Source organism: Escherichia sp. 93.1518, assembly GCF_013368915.2.
Classification (GTDB): domain Bacteria; phylum Pseudomonadota; class Gammaproteobacteria; order Enterobacterales; family Enterobacteriaceae; genus Escherichia; species Escherichia ruysiae.
On the sequence record NZ_JABWMT020000018.1, the window covers coordinates 14596 to 39347 of the forward strand.

22 protein-coding genes and 1 pseudogene are annotated in these 24752 nt (G+C 54.6%); 10 read left to right on the forward strand and 13 right to left on the reverse strand.

Going from position 1 to position 24752, the window contains the following annotated elements; translation table 11 throughout:
- Positions 1-36: 36 nt before the first annotated feature.
- Both norV and norW read left to right on the forward strand, forming a co-directional pair.
- The gene (norV, locus tag HEN21_RS14305; protein WP_176252422.1) at positions 37-1476 is read left to right on the forward strand and encodes an anaerobic nitric oxide reductase flavorubredoxin; all 1440 of its coding nucleotides are present in this window, start codon (positions 37-39) and stop codon (positions 1474-1476) included.
- Complete coding sequence (gene norW / locus HEN21_RS14310) at positions 1473-2606, forward strand: NADH:flavorubredoxin reductase NorW (protein ID WP_176252423.1); 1134 nt, start codon at positions 1473-1475, stop codon at positions 2604-2606. Before norV ends, norW begins: the two co-directional genes overlap by 4 nt.
- Before the next feature lie 127 nt (positions 2607-2733).
- On the opposite strand, the gene hypF is transcribed toward norW, so the two are convergent.
- The 3 genes from hypF to ascG form a co-directional block, all read right to left on the reverse strand.
- The gene (gene hypF / locus HEN21_RS14315; RefSeq protein WP_176252424.1) at positions 2734-4986 is read right to left on the reverse strand and encodes a carbamoyltransferase HypF; all 2253 of its coding nucleotides are present in this window, start codon (positions 4984-4986) and stop codon (positions 2734-2736) included.
- A 152-nt stretch (positions 4987-5138) separates the two neighbouring features.
- Positions 5139-5666 (reverse strand): electron transport protein HydN, encoded by a 528-nt coding sequence (hydN, locus tag HEN21_RS14320; protein WP_001078777.1) that lies wholly within the window; start codon positions 5664-5666, stop codon positions 5139-5141.
- Between the two features lie 148 nt (positions 5667-5814).
- Complete coding sequence (gene ascG / locus HEN21_RS14325) at positions 5815-6825, reverse strand: DNA-binding transcriptional regulator AscG (RefSeq protein ID WP_105286500.1); 1011 nt, start codon at positions 6823-6825, stop codon at positions 5815-5817.
- A 259-nt stretch (positions 6826-7084) separates the two neighbouring features.
- On the opposite strand from ascG, the gene ascF reads away from it, so the two are divergent.
- Positions 7085-8542 (forward strand): PTS cellobiose/arbutin/salicin transporter subunit IIBC, encoded by a 1458-nt coding sequence (ascF, locus tag HEN21_RS14330; RefSeq protein ID WP_176252425.1) that lies wholly within the window; start codon positions 7085-7087, stop codon positions 8540-8542.
- A gap of 8 nt (positions 8543-8550) precedes the next feature.
- On the forward strand, positions 8551-9975 hold the full coding sequence (ascB, locus tag HEN21_RS14335; RefSeq protein ID WP_176252426.1) for a 6-phospho-beta-glucosidase AscB: 1425 nt from the start codon (positions 8551-8553) through the stop codon (positions 9973-9975).
- Between the two features lie 103 nt (positions 9976-10078).
- Here the strand turns inward: ascB and HEN21_RS14340 are convergent.
- The 10 genes and pseudogenes from HEN21_RS14340 to hycA all read right to left on the reverse strand — a co-directional run bounded on the left by HEN21_RS14340 (position 10079) and on the right by hycA (position 18738).
- Positions 10079-10833, reverse strand: a pseudogene (locus HEN21_RS14340) (hypothetical protein).
- A gap of 42 nt (positions 10834-10875) precedes the next feature.
- Positions 10876-11346 (reverse strand): hydrogenase maturation peptidase HycI, encoded by a 471-nt coding sequence (gene hycI, locus HEN21_RS14345; RefSeq protein WP_000132961.1) that lies wholly within the window; start codon positions 11344-11346, stop codon positions 10876-10878.
- A complete protein-coding gene (hycH, locus tag HEN21_RS14350; protein WP_021551280.1) occupies positions 11339-11749 on the reverse strand; it encodes a formate hydrogenlyase assembly protein HycH in 411 nt (136 codons plus the stop codon). Before hycH ends, hycI begins: the two co-directional genes overlap by 8 nt.
- Positions 11746-12513: a formate hydrogenlyase subunit HycG gene (gene hycG / locus HEN21_RS14355; protein WP_000067387.1), complete on the reverse strand. Its 768-nt coding sequence runs from the start codon at positions 12511-12513 to the stop codon at positions 11746-11748. Before hycG ends, hycH begins: the two co-directional genes overlap by 4 nt.
- A complete protein-coding gene (hycF, locus tag HEN21_RS14360; protein ID WP_000493785.1) occupies positions 12513-13055 on the reverse strand; it encodes a formate hydrogenlyase subunit HycF in 543 nt (180 codons plus the stop codon). The genes hycG and hycF overlap by 1 nt, the downstream gene beginning before the upstream one ends.
- Before the next feature lie 9 nt (positions 13056-13064).
- Positions 13065-14774: a formate hydrogenlyase subunit HycE gene (gene hycE / locus HEN21_RS14365; protein WP_176252427.1), complete on the reverse strand. Its 1710-nt coding sequence runs from the start codon at positions 14772-14774 to the stop codon at positions 13065-13067.
- A 17-nt stretch (positions 14775-14791) separates the two neighbouring features.
- Positions 14792-15715 carry a formate hydrogenlyase subunit HycD gene (gene hycD / locus HEN21_RS14370; RefSeq protein ID WP_000115224.1) on the reverse strand — a complete coding sequence of 308 codons (924 nt, stop codon included), beginning with the start codon at positions 15713-15715 and terminating at the stop codon, positions 14792-14794.
- Positions 15716-15717: 2 nt separating this feature from the next.
- Positions 15718-17544, reverse strand: a complete 1827-nt coding sequence (gene hycC / locus HEN21_RS14375) for a formate hydrogenlyase subunit 3 (RefSeq protein ID WP_176252428.1) — start codon at positions 17542-17544, stop codon at positions 15718-15720.
- Positions 17541-18152, reverse strand: coding sequence for a formate hydrogenlyase subunit HycB (gene hycB, locus HEN21_RS14380; protein WP_001079176.1), 612 nt, complete (start codon positions 18150-18152; stop codon positions 17541-17543). The genes hycC and hycB overlap by 4 nt, the downstream gene beginning before the upstream one ends.
- A gap of 124 nt (positions 18153-18276) precedes the next feature.
- Complete coding sequence (gene hycA / locus HEN21_RS14385; RefSeq protein WP_000158052.1) at positions 18277-18738, reverse strand: formate hydrogenlyase regulator HycA; 462 nt, start codon at positions 18736-18738, stop codon at positions 18277-18279.
- 212 nt (positions 18739-18950) lie between these two features.
- On the opposite strand from hycA, the gene hypA reads away from it, so the two are divergent.
- The 6 genes from hypA (at position 18951) to flhA (ending at position 24720) form a co-directional block, all read left to right on the forward strand.
- Positions 18951-19301 carry a hydrogenase maturation nickel metallochaperone HypA gene (gene hypA / locus HEN21_RS14390; RefSeq protein WP_001516945.1) on the forward strand — a complete coding sequence of 117 codons (351 nt, stop codon included), beginning with the start codon at positions 18951-18953 and terminating at the stop codon, positions 19299-19301.
- Between the two features lie 3 nt (positions 19302-19304).
- On the forward strand, positions 19305-20177 hold the full coding sequence (gene hypB, locus HEN21_RS14395) for a hydrogenase nickel incorporation protein HypB (protein WP_176252429.1): 873 nt from the start codon (positions 19305-19307) through the stop codon (positions 20175-20177).
- Positions 20168-20440, forward strand: a complete 273-nt coding sequence (gene hypC / locus HEN21_RS14400) for a hydrogenase 3 maturation protein HypC (RefSeq protein WP_000334881.1) — start codon at positions 20168-20170, stop codon at positions 20438-20440. Before hypB ends, hypC begins: the two co-directional genes overlap by 10 nt.
- Positions 20440-21561 carry a hydrogenase formation protein HypD gene (gene hypD / locus HEN21_RS14405; RefSeq protein ID WP_176252430.1) on the forward strand — a complete coding sequence of 374 codons (1122 nt, stop codon included), beginning with the start codon at positions 20440-20442 and terminating at the stop codon, positions 21559-21561. The genes hypC and hypD overlap by 1 nt, the downstream gene beginning before the upstream one ends.
- Entirely contained in the window at positions 21558-22568 is a 1011-nt protein-coding gene (gene hypE, locus HEN21_RS14410; RefSeq protein WP_001059920.1) for a hydrogenase maturation carbamoyl dehydratase HypE, read from the forward strand. Before hypD ends, hypE begins: the two co-directional genes overlap by 4 nt.
- Before the next feature lie 73 nt (positions 22569-22641).
- Positions 22642-24720, forward strand: a complete 2079-nt coding sequence (flhA, locus tag HEN21_RS14415; RefSeq protein WP_176252431.1) for a formate hydrogenlyase transcriptional activator FlhA — start codon at positions 22642-22644, stop codon at positions 24718-24720.
- The last annotated feature ends 32 nt before the right edge of the window (positions 24721-24752 follow it).

The following is a 24752-nucleotide window of genomic DNA, read 5'->3' on the forward strand; positions in this document are numbered from 1 at the left end:
ATCTTTTTAGAACACGCTGAATAAATTGAGGTTGCTATGTCTATTGTGGTGAAAAATAACATTCATTGGGTGGGTCAACGTGACTGGGAAGTGCGTGATTTTCACGGCACGGAATATAAAACGCTGCGCGGCAGCAGTTACAACAGCTACCTCATCCGCGAAGAAAAAAACGTGCTGATCGACACCGTTGACCATAAATTCAGCCGCGAATTTGTGCAGAACCTGCGTAATGAAATCGATCTGGCGGATATTGATTACATCGTGATTAACCATGCTGAAGAGGATCACGCCGGGGCGCTGACCGAACTAATGGCGCAAATTCCCGATACGCCGATCTACTGTACAGCCAACGCTATCGACTCGATAAATGGTCATCACCATCATCCGGAGTGGAATTTTAATGTGGTGAAAACTGGCGACACGCTGGATATCGGCAACGGCAAACAGCTCATTTTTGTCGAAACGCCAATGCTGCACTGGCCGGACAGCATGATGACTTACCTGACAGGCGACGCGGTGCTGTTCAGTAACGATGCTTTTGGTCAGCACTACTGCGACGAGCATCTGTTCAACGATGAAGTGGATCAGACCGAGCTTTTCGAGCAGTGCCAGCGTTACTACGCCAATATCCTGACGCCGTTCAGCCGCCTGGTAACGCCGAAAATTACCGAGATCCTGGGCTTTAACTTGCCAGTCGATATGATAGCGACCTCTCACGGCGTGGTATGGCGCGATAACCCAACGCAGATTGTCGAGCTGTACCTGAAATGGGCGGCGGATTATCAGGAAGACAGAATCACCATTTTCTACGACACCATGTCGAATAATACCCGCATGATGGCTGACGCTATCGCCCAGGGGATCGCGGAAACCGACCCGCGCGTAGCGGTGAAAATTTTCAACGTCGCCCGAAGCGATAAAAACGAAATCCTGACCAATGTCTTCCGCTCAAAAGGCGTGCTGGTCGGCACTTCGACGATGAATAACGTGATGATGCCGAAAATCGCCGGTCTGGTGGAGGAGATGACCGGATTGCGCTTTCGTAATAAACGCGCCAGTGCTTTCGGCTCTCACGGCTGGAGCGGCGGTGCGGTGGATCGTCTTTCCACTCGCCTGCAGGATGCAGGTTTCGAAATGTCGCTTAGCCTGAAAGCCAAATGGCGACCGGATCAGGACGCTCTGGAGTTATGCCGTGAACACGGTCGTGAAATTGCCCGTCAATGGGCGCTTTCGCCGCTGCCGCAGAACACGGTGAATACGGTGGTTAAAGAAGAAACCTGTGCCACCACGACGGCTGACCTCGGCTCACGGATGCAATGCAGCGTCTGCCAGTGGATTTACGATCCGGCAAAAGGCGAGCCAATGCAGGACGTTGCGCCAGGAACGCCGTGGAGTGAAGTTCCGGATAACTTCCTCTGCCCGGAATGCTCTCTCGGCAAAGACGTCTTTGACGAACTGGCATCGGAGGCAAAATGAGCAACGGCATTGTGATCATTGGTTCGGGCTTCGCCGCCCGCCAACTGGTGAAAAATATTCGCAAACAGGACGCCACTATTCCATTAACCCTGATTGCCGCCGACAGCATGGATGAGTACAACAAACCTGACCTCAGCCATGTTATCAGTCAGGGGCAACGTGCCGACGACCTTACCCGCCAGACAGCGGGTGAATTTGCCGAGCAGTTTAATCTGCGCCTGTTTCCGCAAACCTGGGTGACGGATATCGATGCCGAAGCCCATGTGGTGAAAAGCCAGAATAATCAGTGGCAATACGACAAGTTAGTGCTGGCAACCGGTGCCAGCGCCTTTGTCCCGCCGGTGCCCGGGCGTGAGTTAATGCTGACGTTAAATAGTCAGCAAGAGTATCGCGCCTGTGAAACACAACTGCGGGATGCCCGACGCGTGTTGATTGTTGGCGGTGGCTTGATTGGTAGCGAACTGGCGATGGATTTTTGTCGTGCAGGCAAAGCGGTCACGCTAATCGACAACGCTGCCAGTATTCTGGCATCGTTAATGCCACCGGAAGTAAGCAGCCGCTTGCAGCATCGGTTGACGGAGATAGGCGTTCATCTGCTGTTGAAATCTCAGTTGCAGGGGCTGGAAAAAACGGATTCTGGCATTCGGGCAACGCTGGACCGCCAGCGCAGCATCGAAGTGGATGCGGTAATTGCCGCCACCGGACTGCGCCCGGAAACGGCACTGGCACGACGCGCCGGGCTGACGATTAATCGCGGCGTTTGCGTCGATAGTTATCTGCAAACCAGTAATGCCGATATTTACGCGCTGGGCGATTGCGCAGAAATTAACGGTCAGGTACTGCCGTTCCTCCAGCCGATTCAACTTAGCGCGATGGTGCTGGCAAAAAATCTTCTCGGCAATAACACGCCACTGAAACTACCGGCGATGTTGGTGAAAATCAAAACGCCGGAATTACCGCTGCATCTGGCAGGCGAAACCCAGCGTCAGGATTTACGCTGGCAGATTAATACCGAACGCCAGGGAATGGTGGCGCGCGGCGTTGACGATGCTGACCAGCTTCGCGCCTTTGTGGTCAGTGAGGATCGGATGAAAGAGGCATTTGGATTGTTGAAAACGTTGCCGGTGTAGGTGGGCTACTGTGCCTAAAATGTCGGATGCGACGCTGGCGCGTCTTATCCGACCTACGGGGACGCATGTGTAGGCCGGATAAGGCGTTTACGCCGCATCCGGCAATGGTGTCCAAATGCAGCACGTTTTATCCGTTCTGGACTTCCCCTGCCAACCAACGCGCCGCAGCAATAACCCCCTGCCCCAGAGACAAACCGCCATCACCCGCCGGTAAACTCTGTGGAAAAAGCAATGTGCAATCAGCGAGATAATGCGCCAGACGTGCACGAAGCAAACGGTTATGAATAACCCCGCCGCTAAATACCAGCGTAGTGATACCACGCATCGTAGCCTGCTCACGCATCAACGCGGCAAAACCCTGCGCCAGCGCATCATGAAACGCCCACGCGCGTTGATTAACCGGTGCCTGCCAGTTCAGCCACTGCTGCCAGAAAGTGGCGAGATCCAGTTGATTGTCCACCAGCGGCATCATCACCGGATGCGTCACTCCGTCGCATGAGGCTGCGAGCGCCTCCAGAGCACAAGCCGCTTCACCTTCATAACTTAACGTGACTGGCGCACAGCCCAGCGCCGCCGCTACGGCATCGAACAAACGCCCACACGATGACGCCAGCGGCGCATTGATTCCACGCTCAATGGCTCGTGCCAGCACGCTCCAGTTTTGCTGTTGCACACTTGCCGTTTCGGGATAACTCTGCCACTGCGGCACAAAGCGCAGGCACTGCGCCAGCAGGTTTCGCCACGGCTGCTTTGCAGCCAAATCGCCACCAGCAAGCGCCACCGCAGGCAAACCTCCAAGGTGCTCGCATTCGCGATAGTTCACCCGCAGGCACTCGCCGCCCCACAAAGCGCCGTTCTCCCCCATACCAATACCGTCGAGCGTCAAAGCAATGACATCACCGCCATCCAACGGCCAGTGGTGTTCTGCCAGGCACGCCGCCGCGTGGGCATGGTGATGCAGTACCGTTTGCGTCGGCAGATTCATCTCACGCGCCCACTGGCTGGAGACATAACCCGGATGCGCGTCATGCACAACGTATTGCGGGGTGAAATCGTAGATGTTTTGCATCAGGCGTAACGCTTCGCGCCACTGCATCTGGATGCCATCGTCACTTAAATCGCCCAGATGCTGACTCAACACCGCTTGCTCACCGCGCACCAGGCAGAAGGTATTTTTCAGATCCGCGCCGAGACACAGCACAGGCGGAACATTTTTAAAGCCCGGAGGCAAAGCCAACGCGTCCGGCACATACCCCCGCGACCGGCGCAGCATTTCGCCGCTTTCGCGCACCACCGAATCATCCATCCGCTGCACGATATCGCGGTTATGTATCAAGAATCCGTCGGCAATGCCCTGCAAATCCGCCAGCGCCTGTTCATTGCTGATAGCCGGTGGTTTACCGCTCAGGTTGCCGGAGGTCATCACCAGCGGGCATTGCAGTTCCTGTAACAGCAAATGCTGGAGCGGGTTCGCAGGCAACATTACCCCGACTTCGTTAAGGCCTGGGGCGATATCATCACAAAGCTCAGGTACGTATTTTTTATCCACCAGCACAATCGGCGCGGCGGGCGTGGTAAGCAACTGACGGGCAGCGTCTGGTAAATCTTCTGCCACTAGCAACATAACCGCCAGCGGTTTCGCCGGGCGATGTTTGCGTGCCCGTAGTGTCGCCACCGCGTTACTGTTACGCGCATCGCAGGCGAGATGAAATCCGCCAATCCCTTTGATGGCGACAATGTTACCCGCTTTTAGCTGTGCGATAGCTGCCTGTAATGCCGCCTCTTGCTCGGCACGTTCGCCATGACTTACCCATTCAAGATGCGGGCCACACTCCGGGCAGGCCACCGGCTGGGCGTGGAAGCGACGATCGAGCGGGTCGCGATATTCTTTATCACAGGCCAGACACAACGGAAACGCCGCCATCACGGTAAACGGGCGGTCGTAAGGCATCGCGCGAATAATGGTGAAACGCGGGCCACAGTGAGTACAGTTGATAAACGGATAACGATAACGCCGCTCGCCTGGGGTATTCATTTCGGCAAGGCAAGCAGGACAAGTGGCGGCATCGGGAACAATTTGCGTATTCATGGCGCCACCTGCGCTCTGGCGGATAGTGAACTCAGTGGGCAGTTGTGACCAGGTAAAAGGTTCACACTCGACGCTATCAATACGCGCCAGCGGCGGACAATGCAGATGCAATTGCGCAAGAAACGTTTCCGGGTCTTCCAGCAGTCGGACTTCTACGCCATCGCCGTCATTACAGACATCGCCGTGAAGATTTAATTGCTGCGCCAGCTGCCAGACAAACGGACGAAAACCGACGCCCTGCACTTTGCCACGAATACGCAGTTGGACACCGCAAGATGTGTTTTTTGCCATTGAGTTATTCCCGCCATCATGAATTGCGTAACCCGCCCTGCCGGACACGAGCGCGTCGCATCCGGCAGTCACAGGTCGGCGATATCGCCCGCCCCGTATTCTACGAATATTTTCGGGAATTCCTTTGATGCCAGAACAGTTCTGTAAGATTTTTAGAACATCAGCGCCGTGCGGCGACGTTTTTCTGCGCTCAGTTGTTCAAGTTTATTACGATCGACACAAATCAGCGCATGGGTCGGGCAAGCCGCCATACACGCCGGGCCGTCTTCACGATGGTTGCACAGGTCGCATTTATTGGCTTCGGCTTTGTCTGCACGTACATTCAGCCCCGCACCGCTGTTGCGAATCACCGGACGTACCACCACTTCCATCGCGCCATACGGGCAAGCCACAACGCAGGTTTTGCAACCAATGCAACGTTCCTGCATCACATGAACAAACCCTTTATCACGGCTGATAGCACCATTCGGGCAGACGTTAGCGCACGGTGCATCTTCACACTGACGGCAAACCGTAGCAGTGGAAATGTTCACACCTTTAATGACATGGATTCGCGGTAAAAAAGTTTCCGGGGTCAGCGATGCACAGTCCTGATTCTCCTGATGAGAAACCACGCACGCCACTTCACAGGTACGGCAACCAATACATTTACTCGCGTCAGCAATGATGAAACGGTTCATCAAATTCTCCAGCAATGACAGTTAATGCGCCGATACATTCACAAATCATGCCAGTTTTTAATTTGCTGTTATTTAAGGAAATTAAATTCTGTAATGCAGAGAAAACGATGTCATCGACACAAGTGACGATGACATGTGATGACAATGTTTATCGCAAAAGAGCAATGAGGGAGTCGCGGCGGATCAGTTTTCCACTGAAAGTTTTCGGCGGTGAGAAATCCCCGCCATCGAGCATAAAAATCAGCCGTCCAATAATTTCCTGAATCATCTCAGTTACCGGAATTTTTACGCTGGAGAGCGCCGGAACGGTGTAGGGGGCAATAGCGATATCATCGAATCCGATAACTGACACCTGCTCTGGCACCGCTACGCCGCGCTCGTGTAACGCTTTCATCGCACCTATCGCCATATCATCATTACTGGCGACTAACGCGCTAAATTTAGCCCCACGTTCGAGCAACGTTTCTACCCCTTCGGCTCCGCTGGCGGGCGTCCATTTACCGTTAGCGATAAGTTTTTCATTGAGCGCAATACCATGCTGCGCCAGCGCGTCTTTATATCCGGCAAGACGCTCAATGCTGGTGGGGGAATCCATCGAGCCGGTAAGGAAAGCAATCTCCTGATGTCCGGCGTTTATCAACTCTGCCACGGCGTTAAAGCTGGTCTGTTTATGATCGCACCAGACGCTATGGCTGCTGTTTTTGCGCAGGCGGCGATTGAGCACCATTATCGGCTGACTGTGGGCGTCAATGATGTCATCAATCTCATCCACGCTTAAAAAACGCGGGTAAATCATAATAGCGTCGCAGCGCAGATCCAGCAGATACTGAATCGCCTGGCGCTCTTCTTCGGCGCTGTGTTTACCATCAGCCAACAACAGTTGCCGCCCTTTCTCTTCCGCCATCCGCGCGGCATGAAACAGTAATTCACTAAAATAAATGCCGTGGTAAAGCGTGTTGGTCACTACCAGCCCCAGCGTCTGAGTACTCTTCGCCGACAGATTGCGCGCCAGCAAGTTAGGGCGGTAACCGCTCTCTTCCACCGCCTGAAACACGCGATCTTTCGTCTCCTGGCTGACGTAGCCATTACCTGAAAGCACGCGGGAAACGGTCGCTTTTGAAACCCCGGCGCGCTTCGCCACTTCCAGCATTGTCGTCATTGTTTTCATCCCTTTACACGCAGTCATCGCAGTTTACTGCACCGTTGGCTGGTTGTCCTTGCGCAATCAGCGGGAAAAATATTCAGGTGACCGGTTTCACAAATATAAAAAATGAACAATCAACTCTCTTGCTTATTAAATGACAACTATTCATGATTTTGTGAAACCGGTTTCTTATTTCCGTTTCAGCATCGGCATTTTCCCGTCACGTCGACTGATAACAACTACCTCTACCCTACTGATAACAGGATAAAATCCGATGGCCAAAAATTATGCGGCGCTGGCGCGCTCGGTGATAGCGGCACTGGGCGGCGTTGATAACATCTCGGCGGTCACGCACTGTATGACGCGTTTGCGCTTTGTTATCAAAGACGACCAGCTTATCGACAGCCCCACGTTAAAAACCATCTCCGGCGTGCTCGGCGTGGTACGTAGCGACAACCAGTGCCAGGTGATTATCGGCAATACCGTTTCGCAGGCCTTTCAGGAAGTCGTCAGCCTGCTGCCGGGAGATATGCAACCCGCCCTGCCCGTGGATAAACCCAAACTCACGCTACGTCGCATTGGTGCAGGGATCCTTGATGCGCTGATCGGCACTATGTCACCGCTGATCCCGGCGATTATCGGCGGATCGATGGTCAAACTGCTGGCGATGATCCTCGAGATGAGCGGTGTGCTGACAAAAGGATCGCCGACCTTAACCATTCTGAATGTGATTGGTGACGGTGCTTTCTTCTTCCTGCCGCTAATGGTCGCGGCATCTGCCGCCATCAAATTTAAAACCAATATGTCGCTGGCGATTGCCATCGCGGGTGTGCTGGTACATCCGAGTTTTATTGAATTGATGGCAAAAGCGGCCCAGGGTGAACATGTCGAATTTGCCCTGATTCCGGTCACAGCGGTGAAATACACCTACACGGTGATCCCGGCGCTGGTGATGACCTGGTGCCTGTCATATATCGAACGCTGGGTGGACAGCATTACGCCGGCGGTGACGAAAAACTTCCTCAAGCCGATGCTGATTGTGTTGATTGCCGCACCGCTGGCAATCCTGCTGATTGGCCCGATTGGTATCTGGATCGGTAGCGCCATTTCGGCGCTGGTTTACACCATTCATGGTTATCTGGGCTGGCTTTCTGTCGCCATTATGGGCGCGCTGTGGCCACTGCTGGTAATGACCGGGATGCACCGCGTCTTTACACCAACCATCATTCAGACCATTGCCGAAACCGGAAAAGAAGGGATGGTCATGCCGTCAGAAATCGGCGCTAACCTGTCGCTGGGCGGTTCATCGCTGGCGGTGGCGTGGAAAACGAAAAACCCGGAACTACGCCAGACGGCGCTGGCTGCGGCGGCATCAGCCATTATGGCGGGGATTTCCGAACCGGCGTTATACGGCGTGGCGATCCGTCTGAAACGTCCGCTTATCGCCAGTCTTATCAGCGGTTTTATTTGCGGCGCGGTTGCCGGTATGGCGGGGCTTGCCAGCCACTCAATGGCAGCGCCGGGGTTATTTACCAGCGTACAGTTCTTCGATCCGGCAAATCCAATGAGCATCGTCTGGGTGTTCGCCGTCATGGCACTGGCGGTCGTGCTGTCGTTTATCCTCACACTGTTGCTCGGCTTTGAGGATATCCCTGTTGAGGAAGCGGCTGCCGAAGCGCGAAAGCATCAGGGCGCACAACCGATCGTCGCCAAAGAAATAAGTCTTAATTGAGGATGAAAATGTCAGTATTTCCGCAAGGTTTTTTATGGGGCGGCGCGCTTGCCGCCAACCAGTCTGAAGGCGCGTACCGTGAAGGCGGCAAAGGGCTGACCACGGTCGATATGATCCCGCACGGCGAGCATCGAATGACGGTGAAACTGGGGCTGGAAAAACGTTTTCAGTTGCGCGATGACGAGTTTTATCCCAGCCATGAGGCGACGGATTTTTATCATCGGTATAAAGAAGATATCGCCCTGATGGCAGAGATGGGATTCAGGGTTTTCCGCACCTCGATTGCCTGGAGCCGCCTCTTTCCGCAGGGCGATGAGCTGACGCCCAACCAGCAAGGCATTGCTTTTTATCGTTCTGTCTTTGAAGAGTGTAAAAAGTACGGAATCGAACCGCTGGTCACGTTGTGTCACTTCGATGTGCCGATGCATCTGGTGACGGAATATGGCTCCTGGCGTAACCGCAAGCTGGTGGAGTTTTTCAGCCGCTACGCCCGGACCTGCTTTGAAGCATTTGATGGCCTGGTGAAATACTGGCTAACCTTCAATGAAATCAACATTATGTTGCATAGCCCGTTCTCCGGCGCGGGTCTGGTGTTTGAAGAAGGGGAAAATCAGGATCAGGTGAAATATCAGGCCGCACATCACCAACTGGTTGCCAGTGCATTAGCCACCAAAATCGCCCATGAGGTTAACCCGCAAAATCAGGTGGGCTGTATGCTGGCGGGCGGTAACTTCTACCCTTATAGCTGCAAGCCGGAAGATGTCTGGGCGGCGCTGGAGAAAGATCGCGAAAACCTGTTTTTTATCGATGTGCAGGCGCGGGGCGCGTATCCGGCTTACTCTGCCCGCGTATTCCGCGAAAAAGGGGTAACCATCGACAAAGCGCCTGGCGATGATGAGATCCTGAAAAATACCGTCGATTTTGTCTCCTTCAGCTATTACGCCTCGCGCTGCGCCTCGGCGGAGATGAACACCAACAACAGCAGTGCGGCGAACGTGGTGAAATCGCTGCGTAACCCGTATCTGCAAGTGAGCGACTGGGGCTGGGGTATTGATCCACTCGGTCTGCGCATCACCATGAACATGATGTACGACCGTTATCAGAAGCCGCTGTTTCTGGTGGAAAACGGCCTCGGCGCAAAAGATGAATTTGCTGCCAATGGTGAGATTAACGATGACTATCGCATCAGCTATCTACGCGAGCACATCCGCGCAATGGGCGAAGCGATTGCAGACGGCATTCCGCTGATGGGCTACACCACCTGGGGCTGTATTGATTTGGTTTCCGCCTCAACGGGTGAAATGAGCAAACGCTACGGTTTTGTCTATGTAGACCGTGACGATGCAGGTAACGGCACACTGGCGCGCACGCGTAAGAAATCGTTCTGGTGGTATAAAAAAGTGATTGCCAGTAACGGCGAAGATTTAGAGTAAGCAACCGTGCCGGATGCGGCGTGAACGCCTTATCCGGCCTACTCGTCGCACGAACTTTGTAGGCTCGATAAGCGCAGCGCATCGGGCAATTTAGCGTTTGCCATCAGTTCTGATTCACCCCATCAAGCACATCCCCCGTTATCAACAACGCTGCGTCAGCGCCAAATCTTCCGTTTGCGGGTCGCGTCCAGCGATGGGTTTGAGAACGAGTTTACGGTTGGGAGTATAAGTAAAACGCGTGAGTGCAGGATAGCTTAACTTGCCAAACCAGCCATGAACACGCTGCCATTTGGCCTCTTTTACCTGATACAAACTGGTTAGCCAGTAACCGGAATCAAACTGCATATCCAGCAGCTGCGTGTGACCATTGCCTTGCAAATCCAGCAAATCGTCAACGCCAGTTTTGCTTACGGTGTAGAATCCCCAGGGTTCAAAGACACAGGGACGACCGTCGCGTGTGAACGTCAACAGGATTAAATGTGCATAAGGAGCCAGACCATTACCGGCACTGGGTAACCAGATAACCAGATCCTGAATGCCGTTACGATCAAGATCGGCGCGATAGAGTTGCCCTTTGCCCGCTATGTTTGCCAGCATACCCACAGGCACTGTCCAGGATTTACCGGCGCGGTCTTTTGCGGTTAATTGCCAGTCATCCTCTTCATTTGGCATCTTCTCAAGCGTTACGCCAGCAACGCCCACTTTTCTAAAATGCCAGTTTTGCTCGGTATAATAAGGCATGGTCAGGAGAGGTTTCAGCGCCCGCTTTTGTGCGTATTCGCTGTCACTCATCGGCAGATACTCGGTAAAGCTGGTGGCCTGCGCAGGAAGCACTACGCTCAATAAAAAAGCGCACATCCCTGTCCTGGTTTTCAATTCCCTGAATTCCTTAATGAAGAACTACTCTTCTTCCACCGCTAACTGCGCGAATCCGCCGTTCCCTTCCCAACCTTCCAGCCGTTGATAAACGGTTTCCACAGCATCTTTAATCGGCTGGGTCATCGGGTAGTAAAAGCCAACGATGTCCGGCTGGATACCGAGGAAAATCACTTCGCCAATGTCTTCTTTCAACTGGTCGATAAGGTAGTTCAGCGGCATGTTATGGGTAGTCATCATAAACATCTCGGCGATATCATCCGGGTCGATGATGCGGATTTCGCCGGGGTTTAGCCCCATATCAGTGGCGTCGACAATCAGCAGTCGTGTTGGGCGCAGTTCACGGATAGCGACGATGTCGTTTTCCGGTGCGCTACCGCCGTCAATCACCACCCAATTACCTTTCGGCGCGGCGGCGCACTTTTCCGCCAGCAGCGGGCCTGCGCCATCATCGCCCATCATGCTATTGCCAACACAGAGTAAAACGTCAGTCACGCAGTCTCCTCACCATCAAATAGATGGCGTTTTCCTGATGAATATCATGCAGCATACTTAACAGCATTGTACTCCATTCCTTCTGCTGCGAAGTTTGCACAGCCCGGGCTTTATCGAATGCGTTGGCCAGCATCGGCACATGGTTAATGTCGATGACGATCTCACCATATTTCGGCACGCCCTCCATTTTGCGACGGGCTTCGCTGCCCGCCTCCAGAGTGGCAATCCATGCCAGATAGTCATCCCACGGGCAGGTGAGCGCCGCTTCCAGGCAATCGATAACCCCAAGGTGGTGACCAATCGCCAGGCTGTAATAGACCACCTGCTGCGCCTCGGCGGGCGTGGCATCGTTCTCATCAATAAATTTACGGCTCAGTTGACTGAACACCACCTTTTCACTCATCGGATACGCGCCTCTTCAACAACATGATTCAGATGGCTGACAATCTCGTTCAGACGCGGATCGTTTTCCGCTTCCAGCCAGCGTGCAACCTGCTCTTCACCCTGCCCTAATTGCGTCAGGAAATCATCGGCAATCTGGCGACCGTAACGGTAACCCGCCAGGCGGCGCGCTTCGCGATCCACTTTCACACGCAGCGGCTGAACCATATCCGGATGCAGAATCTCTGCCGGTTGCTCATCCAGTTCGCCTGGCTCACGGGCGTGGATTTTCTGCTCCAGCAGGCCGAGCGCCATTGCAAAGCCGTACAGCGTGGCGGCAGGCGTTGGCGGGCAACCTGGGATGTAAACGTCCACCGGGACGATTTTATCCGTACCGCCCCACACGCAGTAGAGATCGTGGAAAATGCCGCCGCTGTTACCGCAGGCACCGTAGGAGATACAGATTTTAGGGTCCGGCGCGGACTGCCACGCACGCAGCGCAGGGGATCGCATTGCACGGGTGACCGCGCCGGTAAACAGTAAAATATCCGCATGACGCGGGGACGGAACGACTTTAATACCGAAGCGTTCTGCATCGAACAGCGGCGAAAGCGTGGCGAAAATTTCGATTTCGCAGCCGTTGCAGCCGCCGCAGTCCACGCGGTAAACGTAGGCAGAACGTTTGATTTTTTTCAGTAACGACGCCTTCATGCTGGCGATGGATTCATCCACCGTCATCGGGACCGGAATGCCGTTGGCGTCACGGGGGCCTAATAAATTGCTCATCAGATGGCCTCTTTCATATGGCGAGTCAGTTCAATACGGTCGGACGGCACCAGGCATTTCTGGCGCTTACATTCCGGGCAAGTCTCAAAGCTTTCGCGGTGGTTTTCCGCGCGGCTGTCACCATTGTGCTTAAGCAGCGCAATGGCGTAGTCGATCTCTTTCTGGACGGCGAAAGGACGATTGCAGACGCGGCAGTTGCACAGCGCGAAGCGAGACTGTTGCAGGAAGTCTTCTTTCTTCCACACCGCCAGTTCGTACTCTTGCGACAGTTTGATCGCCGCCGTCGGGCAAACTTCTTCGCAACGTCCACAGAAGATGCAGCGCCCGAGATTAAACTCCCAGGCCAGCTCTCCTGTGGCGAGGTCGGTTTCAACCGTTAAGGCGTTTGACGGGCAGGCATTGACGCAGGCCGCGCAGCCGATGCACTGCTGCGGGTTCTGTTCTGGCTTACCACGGAAGTTTTTATCAACCGCAATCGGCTCCAGCGGATAAGACGAGGTCGCCGTGCCGGTTTTGATGACTTTTTTGATAAAGGTAAACATGGCGATTCCTTATTTCAGCGGCGAGTTTTTACGCTCAATGCTGTAACGCTCGAGTTCTTTGTACGGCACCACTTTGCTCTTCTTCTTACGCACATCGACCACGGTCATGCGGTCGGTACAGGAGTAGCAAGGGTCGAGGCTACCGATAATCAGCGGCGCATCAGAAACGGTGTTGCCGCGCAGCATGTAGCGCAGGGTCGGCCAGTTCGCGTAGGTCGCGGCACGGCAGCGCCAGCGGTACAGCTTCTGGTTGTCGCCGGTCATGCTCCAGTGGATATCATCGCCACGCGGCGCTTCAGCAAAGCCCAGCGCAAAACGGTGTGGAATGTAGGTGAATCCTTCCACCGCCAGCGGACCGCCTGGCAGGTTGTCCAGGCCGTAGTCAATCATATTGAGCGAGGTAAAGACTTCGTTGATACGCACTTTCAGGCGGGAAATAACGTCGCAGCCCTGCTCGCTGTGAACTTCCATCGGCAGCAGGCCATAACCAACAAACGGGTGATCGGCACGGGTATCACGAGCGTGGCCGCTGGCGCGAACCATCGGGCCAACGTTACTGAAATCGCGGGCGATTTCCGTGTCGAGGCGACCAATGCCGACGGTGCGCTGTTCCATGTTCGGTGTACTCAGCAGCACATCCACCAGCTCCTGTACTTCACGACGCATTTGCTGCGCCAGTTGACGGGTCTGGATCATGTCATCTTTCAGCAGATCGCGACGAATCCCGCCGATCAAGTTCAGACCGTAAGTTTTACGCGCGCCGGTGAGGATCTCCGCCATTTTCATGGAGGATTCGCGCACGCGGAAGAACTGCATAAAGCCGGAGTCAAAGCCGGTAAAGTGACAGGCGAGGCCGAGGTTGAGCAGATGCGAATGCAGGCGTTCCACCTCCAGCAGAATGGCGCGGATCATCTGCGCACGTTCTGGCACCTGAATACCCATCGCGTTTTCCACCGACGTGGTGTAGGCGGTGCTGTGGGCAAAGCCGCAGATGCCGCACACACGGTCAGAGAGGAAGGTCACTTCGTTGTAACCCATACGGGTTTCCGCCAGTTTTTCCATGCCGCGATGGACATAGAACAGGCGGTAGTCGGCGTCGATAATGTTTTCGCCATCGACGAACAGACGGAAGTGCCCCGGTTCGTCGGAAGTGACATGCAGCGGACCAATCGGCACAACGTTGTTTTTCTTGTCGCCCAGTTCGTTGATGAACTCGTAGGTTTCAGCATCGGTGGTCGGTGCCGGACGCTGACGATAATCCATGCTGTCTTTACGCAGCGGATAAAGTTCATCCGGCCAGTCATCCGGCAGCACCAGACGACGTTCATCCGGCAGACCAACCGGAATCAAACCGTACATATCGCGCACTTCACGCTCGCCCCACACCGCCGCCGGAACGCGCGGCGTCACGGACGGATATTCCGGTTTGTTGGCGTCAACTTCGACGCGAACCGTGATCCAGCACTTAGTCCCCTTCTCCATCGACAGCACGTAATAAACGGCGTAATGACCATTCAGTTTGCGTTCGTCGTTACCAAACAGCACCGACAGCCAGCCACCCTGCTTGTAGTAGAGAAACTCCACCACTTCCGGCAGATAGTTCACCTTTACGGTCACGGTCAGCTGATCTTTGGTCTGCCAGGCGTGGTCCAGCACGACGCCCGGAAATGCCTCATTCAGCGCGGCGAGATAATGTTGACCTAATTTTTCTTCAGACATGCTCATACTCTCTTTAATCACGCCGCCAGCAAGGAGACGAACGCTAAAAATGCAAAGCCAAACCCAGCCCAGGTAATGCGCGGAGTAATATCAAGACGCAGACGGGCCATGCTGTTTTCGAACAGCGCGATAACCAGTACGCCGACCACCAGCTTGACGATGGCAATCACCAGCGCCAGCAGCAGCCCACCAGCGGTGAAGGTTTCCATTTGCCCCCACGGAATAAACACCCCGACGAACATCTGCAACACCACCAGCTGTTTCAGACTGATACCCCATTTCATGACGCCAAAGCCGCTACCGCTGTATTCAGAGAGCGGACCTTCCTGCAACTCCTGCTCGGCTTCCGCCAGGTCGAACGGCAGTTTGCCCATTTCGATAAAGGTAGCGAACGCACAGGCACAGAGCGCCAGTACCAGCGGGATGCTCTGGCTCAGAGGCCAGTGGTAAACGGTGTCGGTGATGTTGCTGATGTTGGTGGAACCGGCAACCTGTGCCGCGACCCACAGGCCGAGCAACAACATCGGCTCGACCAGCACACCGAGCATCGCTTCACGGCTCGCGCCGATAGCGGTAAACGGGCTACCGGTATCCAGACCGGAAATGGCAAAGAAGAAACGCGCGATGGCGAAGAGATACAGTAAGGTGATCAAATCACCCAGCTGCGGCAGCGGAGAACCGACGGTCACCACCGGCAGCGCAGTAGCGATAGTCAACATTACGCCCACCATCACATACGGCGTCAGGCGGAACACCCAGCCGGAGGCATCCGGGCCAACGCTCTGGCGACCCAGCAGTTTGATAATGTCGCGATACTCCTGCAACACGCCCGGCCCGCGACGGTTATGCAGACGGGCGCGCGCCACGCGGGTAATACCGGAGAGCAGCGGCGCAACGGCAAATAACACCAGCGCCTGAATTAACGGATATAAAACACTCATTCTCAGGCTCCTCGTGAAACAATAATCACCACCAGTACCGCCAGTTCAACCAGCGCCATCCGGCGGAACAGCAACGCACTCCCCTCGCACTGCCAGCCCGGCACCAGCGACACCGGATTCAGCACTTTGCGCAGTTTCAGCACCGGCGCAAACGCCTGTTTAACCGGCATGGCAAAACCGTGAGCGGTAATCACCATTGATTTTTCGTGGTCGTAGCCGCACACCCAGGCTGCGCCACGGGAACGTGACGGCAGACGGTCGCCTTTGCAAATCGCCATAATGATGAATGGCAGCAGCGGGCAGGCAATCAGCAGCAGGGTGATCATTGGTTGAGAAACGGTGGTGTTAGCAGGCTCCAGCGGCAGAGGCACCGCAGCAGACAGCATCGGCAGCAGCCACGGCGCAGCAACACCGCCAATTACGCAGCAAATCGCCAGTGCCACTACGCTTACGCTCATCAGGAGCGGCGCACAGGTGGCGTTTTCGGCTTCTTTGGTACGCGGCGCGCCAAGGAACGTAACGCCATAGACTTTCGCCATACACATCACCGCCAGCGCACCGGTAATGGCCAGCCCCACGGCGAGCAGCGGTCCCAGCAGACGGGCAACGAAGGTGCCGCTATTGCTCAGTTTGAAGAAGGATTGATAAATAACCCATTCCCCGGCAAACCCGTTCAGCGGCGGCAGCGCAGCCATTGCCATCAGCCCGACTAACATGGCGATGGAGATAACCGGCATTTTCTTGCCAATGCCGCCGAGTTTTTCGATATCGCGATGACCAGTACGGAACCAGACGCTACCCGCACCGAGGAACAGTACGCTTTTGAACAGGCTATGGTTAAGCAGATGGTACAGACCACCGACCAGGCCAAGAGCAATCAGCGCCGGTTGTTCGAGCGCGATACCCGTTACGCCAGCGCCCAGCCCCAGCAGGATGATGCCGATATTTTCCAGGGTGTGGTAAGCCAGCAGACGCTGGATGTTGTGTTCCATCAGCGCATACAGACCACCGACGAACGCGGTGATCATGCCGAGCACCAGCAGCGCAATTCCCCACCACAGCGGCGCATTACCGCCCAGCAGCGACAGGGTTAAAATGCCCAGCAGGCCAATTTTCATCACTACTGTGGAAAACAGCGCCGCAGCAGGCGCTGAAGCGTTAGCATGAGCCTGCGGCACCCAGCCGTGCAGCGGGATAATCCCGGCCAGCAGGCCAAAGCCAATCACACCGAGCAGCCAGATATCGGAACCGAGCGGCAGTTGTTGTACGCGCATATCCAGCAGGCGCAGATCCAGCGTGCCGTAACGCTGCCAGACCAGCCAGCAGGCTATCGCCAGCAGCAAAGTACCGAGGCGCCCCAGCACAAACCACAGTTTGCCCTCTTTGCTGTTGCTAGTGAGAAACACCGCGCACAGAGCCATGATTTCTGCCATTACCACTAACATGCCCAGATTGCTGGCGATAACGGCGCACACGGCGGCAGCCATCAGCATATTGATCTGCAAGCCGTTGCATTTCACCTGCGCGTGGCAATGCCAGTCAATGTTGTAGAGGCTGACAAACAGGCCGCACAGGCCGAGGGTAATCAACCAAATCGCGTTAAGCGGGGAGATTTGGATATCAAAACTCACCAGTGACAGCGTACCGCTCACGCCGACCGCCCCCGTCAGCACGGTGAAACCTGCTGCTGCCGTGTACACGCTACCAACCGCGCCGCCAATCCCGGCGACCCAGCCGCTTAGCGCCTTATGAAAAGAAAAGAGAAATGCCAGAACAGCGGCGGCGACAAACCACGCAACGCCGCTATTGATCAGGGAAATTGCGCTCATTTAGCCTCTCCACTTTGAGCCTGCTGAAACAAGGTGAGATCGCCAAAATCGGTGTTAAAAGTCAGCTCACGCTTACGTTTGCTGACGCGGGCGATATCGGTGTTATCCACCAGATGCAGGGCTTTAGTTGGGCACATCCGCACGCAAGCTGGACCCTGTTCATCAAAGCTACAAAGGTCACATTTGACGGCGATCGCACGAATGCCCGGCACCCAGTCAAGCAATGTGCTGACACGCGCCGGAGCAGGCGGTGCCGGTGGTGCTTTCGGGGTATTGGCGTTTGCCGGAATATCCAGCGGACGGCTGCCGGAAAATTCAATAGCGCCAAACGGGCAAGCGATGCCGCACAGTTTGCAGCTTACGCACAGACTTTCATTCAACTGCACGGCACCATCAACGCGCTCGATGGCATTAACCGGACAGACCACCGCACAGGGCGCATCTTCACAGTGGTGACAGAGCTGCGGTGCAGATTCTTTTTCATTTAGCATCACTCGCAGGCGCGGCATGGATTGCAGGCCGTGCTGGCGATGCGTCTCTGAACAGGCGGCCTCACAGGTGTGGCAGCCGATACAGAGCGTGGAGTCAGCAATTACAAAACGATTCACCAGGCATTCCTCAGGTGATTGTCATTTTTGACGAAAACATGCCGATGAAATGTCATTTTCGACACTCATCGACACGCCCATCCCCAAACAGGCATGACGCCTGCAAAACGGGCAAAGCCTCAGCTCATGCTGCCGAGCTTTGTCCCTCTACCAGTTGGCTTAAATTCACCGGGGTATTGTTTTCAATGGCGGTGTATAAGCTGTCGTAAACGCCGGCGATTTTTTCGAGATAGTGTTCCAGCACTTGTTCGCGATTACGGATGTTGACCTTGCCATCAATCATGCCGTCACTGCTCAACTGAGCCAGTGCAATCCGCTGCTTATCTTCGCCGTCTTTCGTTTCAACGTAGTACTCGATGGTATGGCTGTTAAAACCATCCGCCAGGGTGACGTAAATTCGAAAATGTTCAAAAAGAACGAAACAGAGCTCTTTATCTGGCGCGCAGCTCATCGCGTGATGCAAACGCGCTTTTGATAACGTGATCCCCTGAACCAGCGAATTGCAATAGATATGCCACTGGTCCTGTAGGCGACGATGCCGCTGTGCGATGTAATCGGCTTTCTCGCTTATTTCCCAAATAGTCATTGTCAGGTTACCCGTTTAACAGAGATGCCTGCCCTTAAGCATTTTCTGTGCCAATTTTTAATTCATTGTTATTTAGGTGATTTTTATGATTTCACTGAATTTCGACGCCGTGTCGACGTGTCATTTCGACATCATCGACATTATTCACCGCAGGGATAATCAACACTGGCACAATTATTGCTTATAGCTGGCAATAGTTAATGGGAGGCGATATGCACGAAATAACCCTCTGCCAACGGGCACTGGAATTGATCGAACAACAGGCCGCAAAGCACGGCGCAAAACGCGTAACTGGGGTCTGGCTCAAAATTGGCGCATTTTCTTGTGTCGAAACCAGCTCTCTTGCCTTTTGTTTTGATCTGGTTTGCCGTGGCAGCGTGGCGGAAGGTTGTAAACTGCACCTCGAAGAACAAGAGGCCGAATGCTGGTGTGAAACATGCCAACAGTATGTGACGCTACTGACCCAGCGCGTCCGCCGCTGCCCACAGTGTCATGGCGACATGCTGCGCATTGTGGCAGACGACGGTTTACAGATTCGGCGGATAGAAATAGACCAGGAGTGAGCGATGTGTACAACATGCGGTTGCGGTGAAGGCAACCTGTATATCGAGGGTGATGAACATAACCCTCATTCCGCGTTTCGTAGCGCGCCTTTTGCCCCGGCAGCACGCCCGAAGATGAAAATCACCGGCATTAAAGCGCCTGAATTTACCCCCAGCCAGACCGAAGAAGGCGACCTGCATTACGGTCATGGTGAAGCAGGCACACACGCGCCGGGCATGAGCCAGCGCCGGATGCTGGAAGTCGAAATTGACGTACTGGACAAAAATAATCGCCTGGCTGAACGTAACCGCGCGCGTTTTGCTGCCCGTAATCAACTGGTGCTCAACCTGGTATCCAGCCCCGGTTCCGGTAAAACCACGCTGCTGACTGAAACCTTAATGCTCCTGAAAGACAGCGTTCCATGCGCGGTAATTGAAGGCGATCAGCAAACCGTAAACGATGCCGCACGTATTCGCGCTACCGGTACGCCAGCAATTCAGGTGAACACCGGTAAAGGCTGCCATCTCGATGCACAGATGATCGCCGACGCCGCGCCGCGCCTGCCACTGGACGATAACGGTATTCTGTTTATCGAAAACGTTGGCAACCTGGTGTGCCCGGCCAGCTTCGATCTGGGTGAGAAACATAAAGTGGCGGTGCTTTCCGTTACCGAAGGCGAAGACAAGCCGCTGAAATATCCGCATATGTTTGCCGCCGCCTCGCTGATGCTACTCAACAAAGTTGACCTGCTGCCGTATCTCAATTTCGACGTTGAGAAATGCATCGCCTGCGCCCGCGAAGTCAATCCAGAAATTGAAATCATCCTCATTTCTGCCACCAGCGGCGAAGGGATGGATCAGTGGCTGAACTGGCTGGAGACACAGCGATGTGCATAGGCGTTCCCGGCCAGATTCGCACCATTGACGGCAACCAGGCGAAAGTCGACGTCTGCGGCATTCAGCGCGATGTCGATTTAACGTTAGTCGGCAGCTGCGATGAAAACGGTCAGCCGCGCGTGGGTCAGTGGGTACTGGTTCACGTTGGCTTTGCCATGAGCGTAATTAATGAAGCCGAAGCGCGCGACACCCTCGACGCCTTACAAAATATGTTTGACGTTGAGCCGGATGTCGGTGCGCTGTTGTATGGCGAGGAAAAATAATGCGTTTTGTTGATGAATATCGCGCGCCGGAACAGGTGATGCAGTTAATTGAGCATCTGCGCGAACGTGCTTCACACCTCTCTTACACCGCCGAACGCCCTCTGCGTATTATGGAAGTGTGCGGCGGTCATACCCACGCCATTTTTAAATTCGGCCTCGATCAGTTACTGCCAGAAAACGTTGAGTTTATCCACGGTCCGGGCTGCCCGGTGTGCGTACTGCCGATGGGCAGAATCGACACCTGCGTGGAAATTGCCAGCCATCCGGAAGTGATTTTCTGTACCTTTGGCGACGCCATGCGCGTACCAGGAAAACAGGGGTCACTGTTGCAGGCAAAAGCACGCGGTGCCGATGTGCGCATCGTCTACTCGCCAATGGATGCGTTGAAACTGGCGCAGGAGAACCCAACCCGCAAAGTGGTGTTCTTCGGCTTAGGGTTTGAAACCACCATGCCGACCACCGCCATCACCCTGCAACAGGCGAAAGCCCGCGATGTGCAGAACTTTTACTTCTTCTGCCAGCACATTACGCTTATCCCCACGCTGCGCAGTTTGCTGGAACAACCGGACAATGGCATTGATGCGTTCCTCGCGCCGGGCCACGTCAGTATGGTTATCGGCACCGACGCCTATAATTTTATCGCCAGCGATTTTAATCGTCCGCTGGTGGTCGCTGGTTTCGAACCACTTGATCTACTACAAGGCGTGGTGATGCTGGTAGAGCAGAAAATAGCGGCCCACAGCAAAGTAGAGAATCAGTACCGTAGGGTGGTGCCTGACGCAGGTAACCTGCTGGCGCAACAGGCGATAGCCGACGTGTTCTGTGTTAACGGCGATAGCGAATGGCGTGGCCTTGGGGTGATCGAATCATCTGGCGTGCATCTGACGCCGGATTATCAGCGATTTGACGCTGAAGCGCATTTCCGCCCGGCACCGCAGCAGGTTTGCGATGATCCACGCGCGCGCTGTGGCGAAGTATTGACGGGCAAATGTAAGCCGCATCAATGCCCGCTGTTTGGTAACACCTGTAATCCTCAAACCGCATTCGGCGCGCTGATGGTCTCCTCTGAAGGAGCGTGCGCCGCGTGGTATCAGTATCGTCAGCAGGAGTGTGAAGCGTGAATAATATCCAACTCGCCCACGGCAGCGGCGGCCAGGCGATGCAGCAATTAATCAACAGCCTGTTTATGGAAGCCTTTGCGAATCCGTGGCTGGCTGAGCAGGAAGATCAGGCGCGTCTTGATCTGGCGCAACTGGTGGCGGAAGGCGACCGTCTGGCCTTTTCCACCGACAGCTACGTCATTGACCCGCTGTTCTTTCCTGGTGGCAATATTGGCAAGCTGGCGATTTGCGGCACGGCGAACGACGTAGCGGTCAGCGGCGCAATTCCACGCTATCTCTCCTGTGGATTTATCCTTGAAGAAGGATTGCCGATGGAGACGCTGAAAGCAGTGGTCACCAGCATGGCTGAAACTGCCCGTGCGGCTGGCATCGCCATCGTTACTGGCGATACAAAAGTGGTGCAGCGTGGGGCGGCAGATAAACTGTTTATCAACACCGCAGGCATGGGCGCGATCCCGACAAATATTCACTGGGGCGCACAAACCCTGACCGCAGGCGATGTATTGCTGGTTAGCGGTACACTCGGCGACCACGGTGCGACTATCCTTAACTTGCGCGAACAACTGGGGCTGGATGGCGAACTGATCAGCGACTGCGCGGTGCTGACGCCGCTGATTCAGACGCTGCGAGACATTCCCGGCGTGAAGGCGCTGCGCGATGCCACGCGCGGTGGGGTGAACGCGGTGGTTCATGAGTTCGCGGCAGCCTGCGGTTGCGGTATTGAGCTTTCAGAAGCTGCGCTACCGGTTAAACCTGCTGTGCGCGGCGTTTGTGAGCTGCTGGGGCTGGACGCCCTCAACTTTGCCAATGAAGGTAAGCTGGTGATTGCCGTAGAGCGTAATGCGGCTGAGCAAGTGTTGGCGGCGCTGCATTCCCATCCACTAGGACAGGATGCAGCGTTAATTGGCGAAGTGGTGGAGCGTAAAGGTGTTCGTCTCGCAGGGCTTTATGGCGTGAAACGAACTCTCGATCTACCTCACGCCGAACCGCTGCCTCGTATATGCTAATAAAAATCTAAAGCTCCTATAATTTGTCATTTACCTTTTGCACCGCTTAGCGGTGCTTTCCTGGAAGAACAACATGTCGTATACACCGATGAGTGATCTCGGGCAACAAGGGTTGTTCGACATCACTCGGACACTATTGCAGCAGCCCGATCTGGCCTCGCTGTGTGAGGCTCTTTCGCAACTGGTAAAGCGTTCTGCGCTCGCCGACAACGCGGCGATTGTGTTGTGGCAAGCGCAGACTCAACGTGCGACTTATTACGCGTCGCGTGACAAAGATACCCCCATAAAATACGAAGACGAAACCGTTCTGGCGCATGGGCCGGTGCGTAGCATTTTGTCGCGTCCTGATACGCTGCATTGCAGCTACGAAGAATTTTGTGAAACCTGGCCGCAACTGGCCACAAGCGGGCTATACCCTAAATTTGGTCACTATTGCCTGATGCCACAGGCAGCGGAAGGACATATTTTTGGCGGCTGTGAATTTATTCGTTATGACGCTCGCCCGTGGAGCGAAAAAGAGTTCAATCGCCTGCAAACCTTTACGCAGATTGTTTCTGTTGTCACCGAGCAAATTCAGAGCCGCATCATCAACAATGTCGACTACGAACTGTTATGTCGGGAACGGGATAACTTCCGCATTCTGGTCGCCATCACCAATGCGGTACTCTCCCGCCTGGATATGGACGAACTGGTCAGCGAAGTGGCGAAAGAGATCCACTACTACTTCGATATCGACGATATCAGTATCGTTTTACGTAGTCACCGCAAAAACAAACTCAACGTCTACTCCACTCACTATCTCGATAAACAGCATCCCACTCACGAACAGAGTGAAGTTGATGAGGCCGGAACCCTCACCGAGCGCGTATTTAAAAGCAAAGAGATGCTGCTGATTAATCTCCACGAGCGGGATGATTTAGCCCCCTACGAACGCATGTTGTTTGATACCTGGGGCAACCAGATCCAGACGCTGTGCCTGCTGCCGTTGATGTCTGGCAATACCATGCTGGGCGTGCTGAAACTGGCACAGTGCGAAGAGAAAACGTTTACCACCACCAACCTGAGTTTGCTGCGCCAGATTGCCGAACGAGTGGCAATCGCCGTCGATAATGCCCTCGCCTACCAGGAAATCCACCGTCTGAAAGAGCGGCTGGTTGATGAAAACCTCGCCCTGACTGAACAACTCAACAATGTGGATAGTGAGTTTGGCGAGATTATTGGTCGCAGCGAAAGCATGTACAGCGTGCTCAAACAGGTTGAGATGGTGGCGCAAAGCGACAGTACCGTACTCATTCTTGGTGAAACTGGCACAGGAAAAGAGCTAATCGCCCGCGCAATTCACAATCTGAGTGGGCGTAACAATCGTCGCATGGTGAAAATGAACTGCGCGGCGATGCCTGCCGGATTACTGGAAAGCGACCTGTTTGGTCATGAACGTGGAGCCTTTACTGGTGCCAGCGCCCAGCGCATCGGTCGTTTTGAACTGGCGGATAAAAGCTCGCTGTTCCTCGATGAAGTGGGTGATATGCCACTGGAGTTACAGCCGAAGTTGCTGCGCGTATTGCAGGAGCAGGAGTTTGAACGCCTCGGCAGCAACAAAATCATTCAGACAGACGTGCGTTTAATCGCCGCAACTAATCGCGATCTGAAAAAAATGGTCGCCGACCGCGAGTTCCGTAGCGATCTCTATTACCGCCTGAACGTCTTCCCGATCCACCTGCCGCCGTTACGCGAGCGCCCGGAAGATATTCCGCTGCTGGCGAAAGCCTTTACCTTCAAAATTGCCCGCCGACTGGGGCGCAATATCGACAGCATTCCTGCCGAGACACTGCGCATATTGAGCAACATGGAATGGCCGGGTAACGTGCGCGAACTGGAAAATGTTATTGAGCGCGCGGTACTGCTGACTCGCGGTAATGTTCTACAACTCTCTTTACCCGATATCTCACTGCCAGAACCTGAAACGCCGCCTGCTGCAACGGTCGTCGCTCAGGAAGGCGAAGATGAATATCAACTGATTGTTCGCGTATTAAAAGAGACGAACGGCGTAGTCGCGGGTCCGAAAGGCGCTGCGCAACGTCTGGGGCTAAAACGCACGACCCTGCTGTCACGGATGAAACGGCTGGGAATTGATAAAGCAGCGTTGGTTTAATTGTCTGGAGTGCCGGACAGGAAGATCTATCC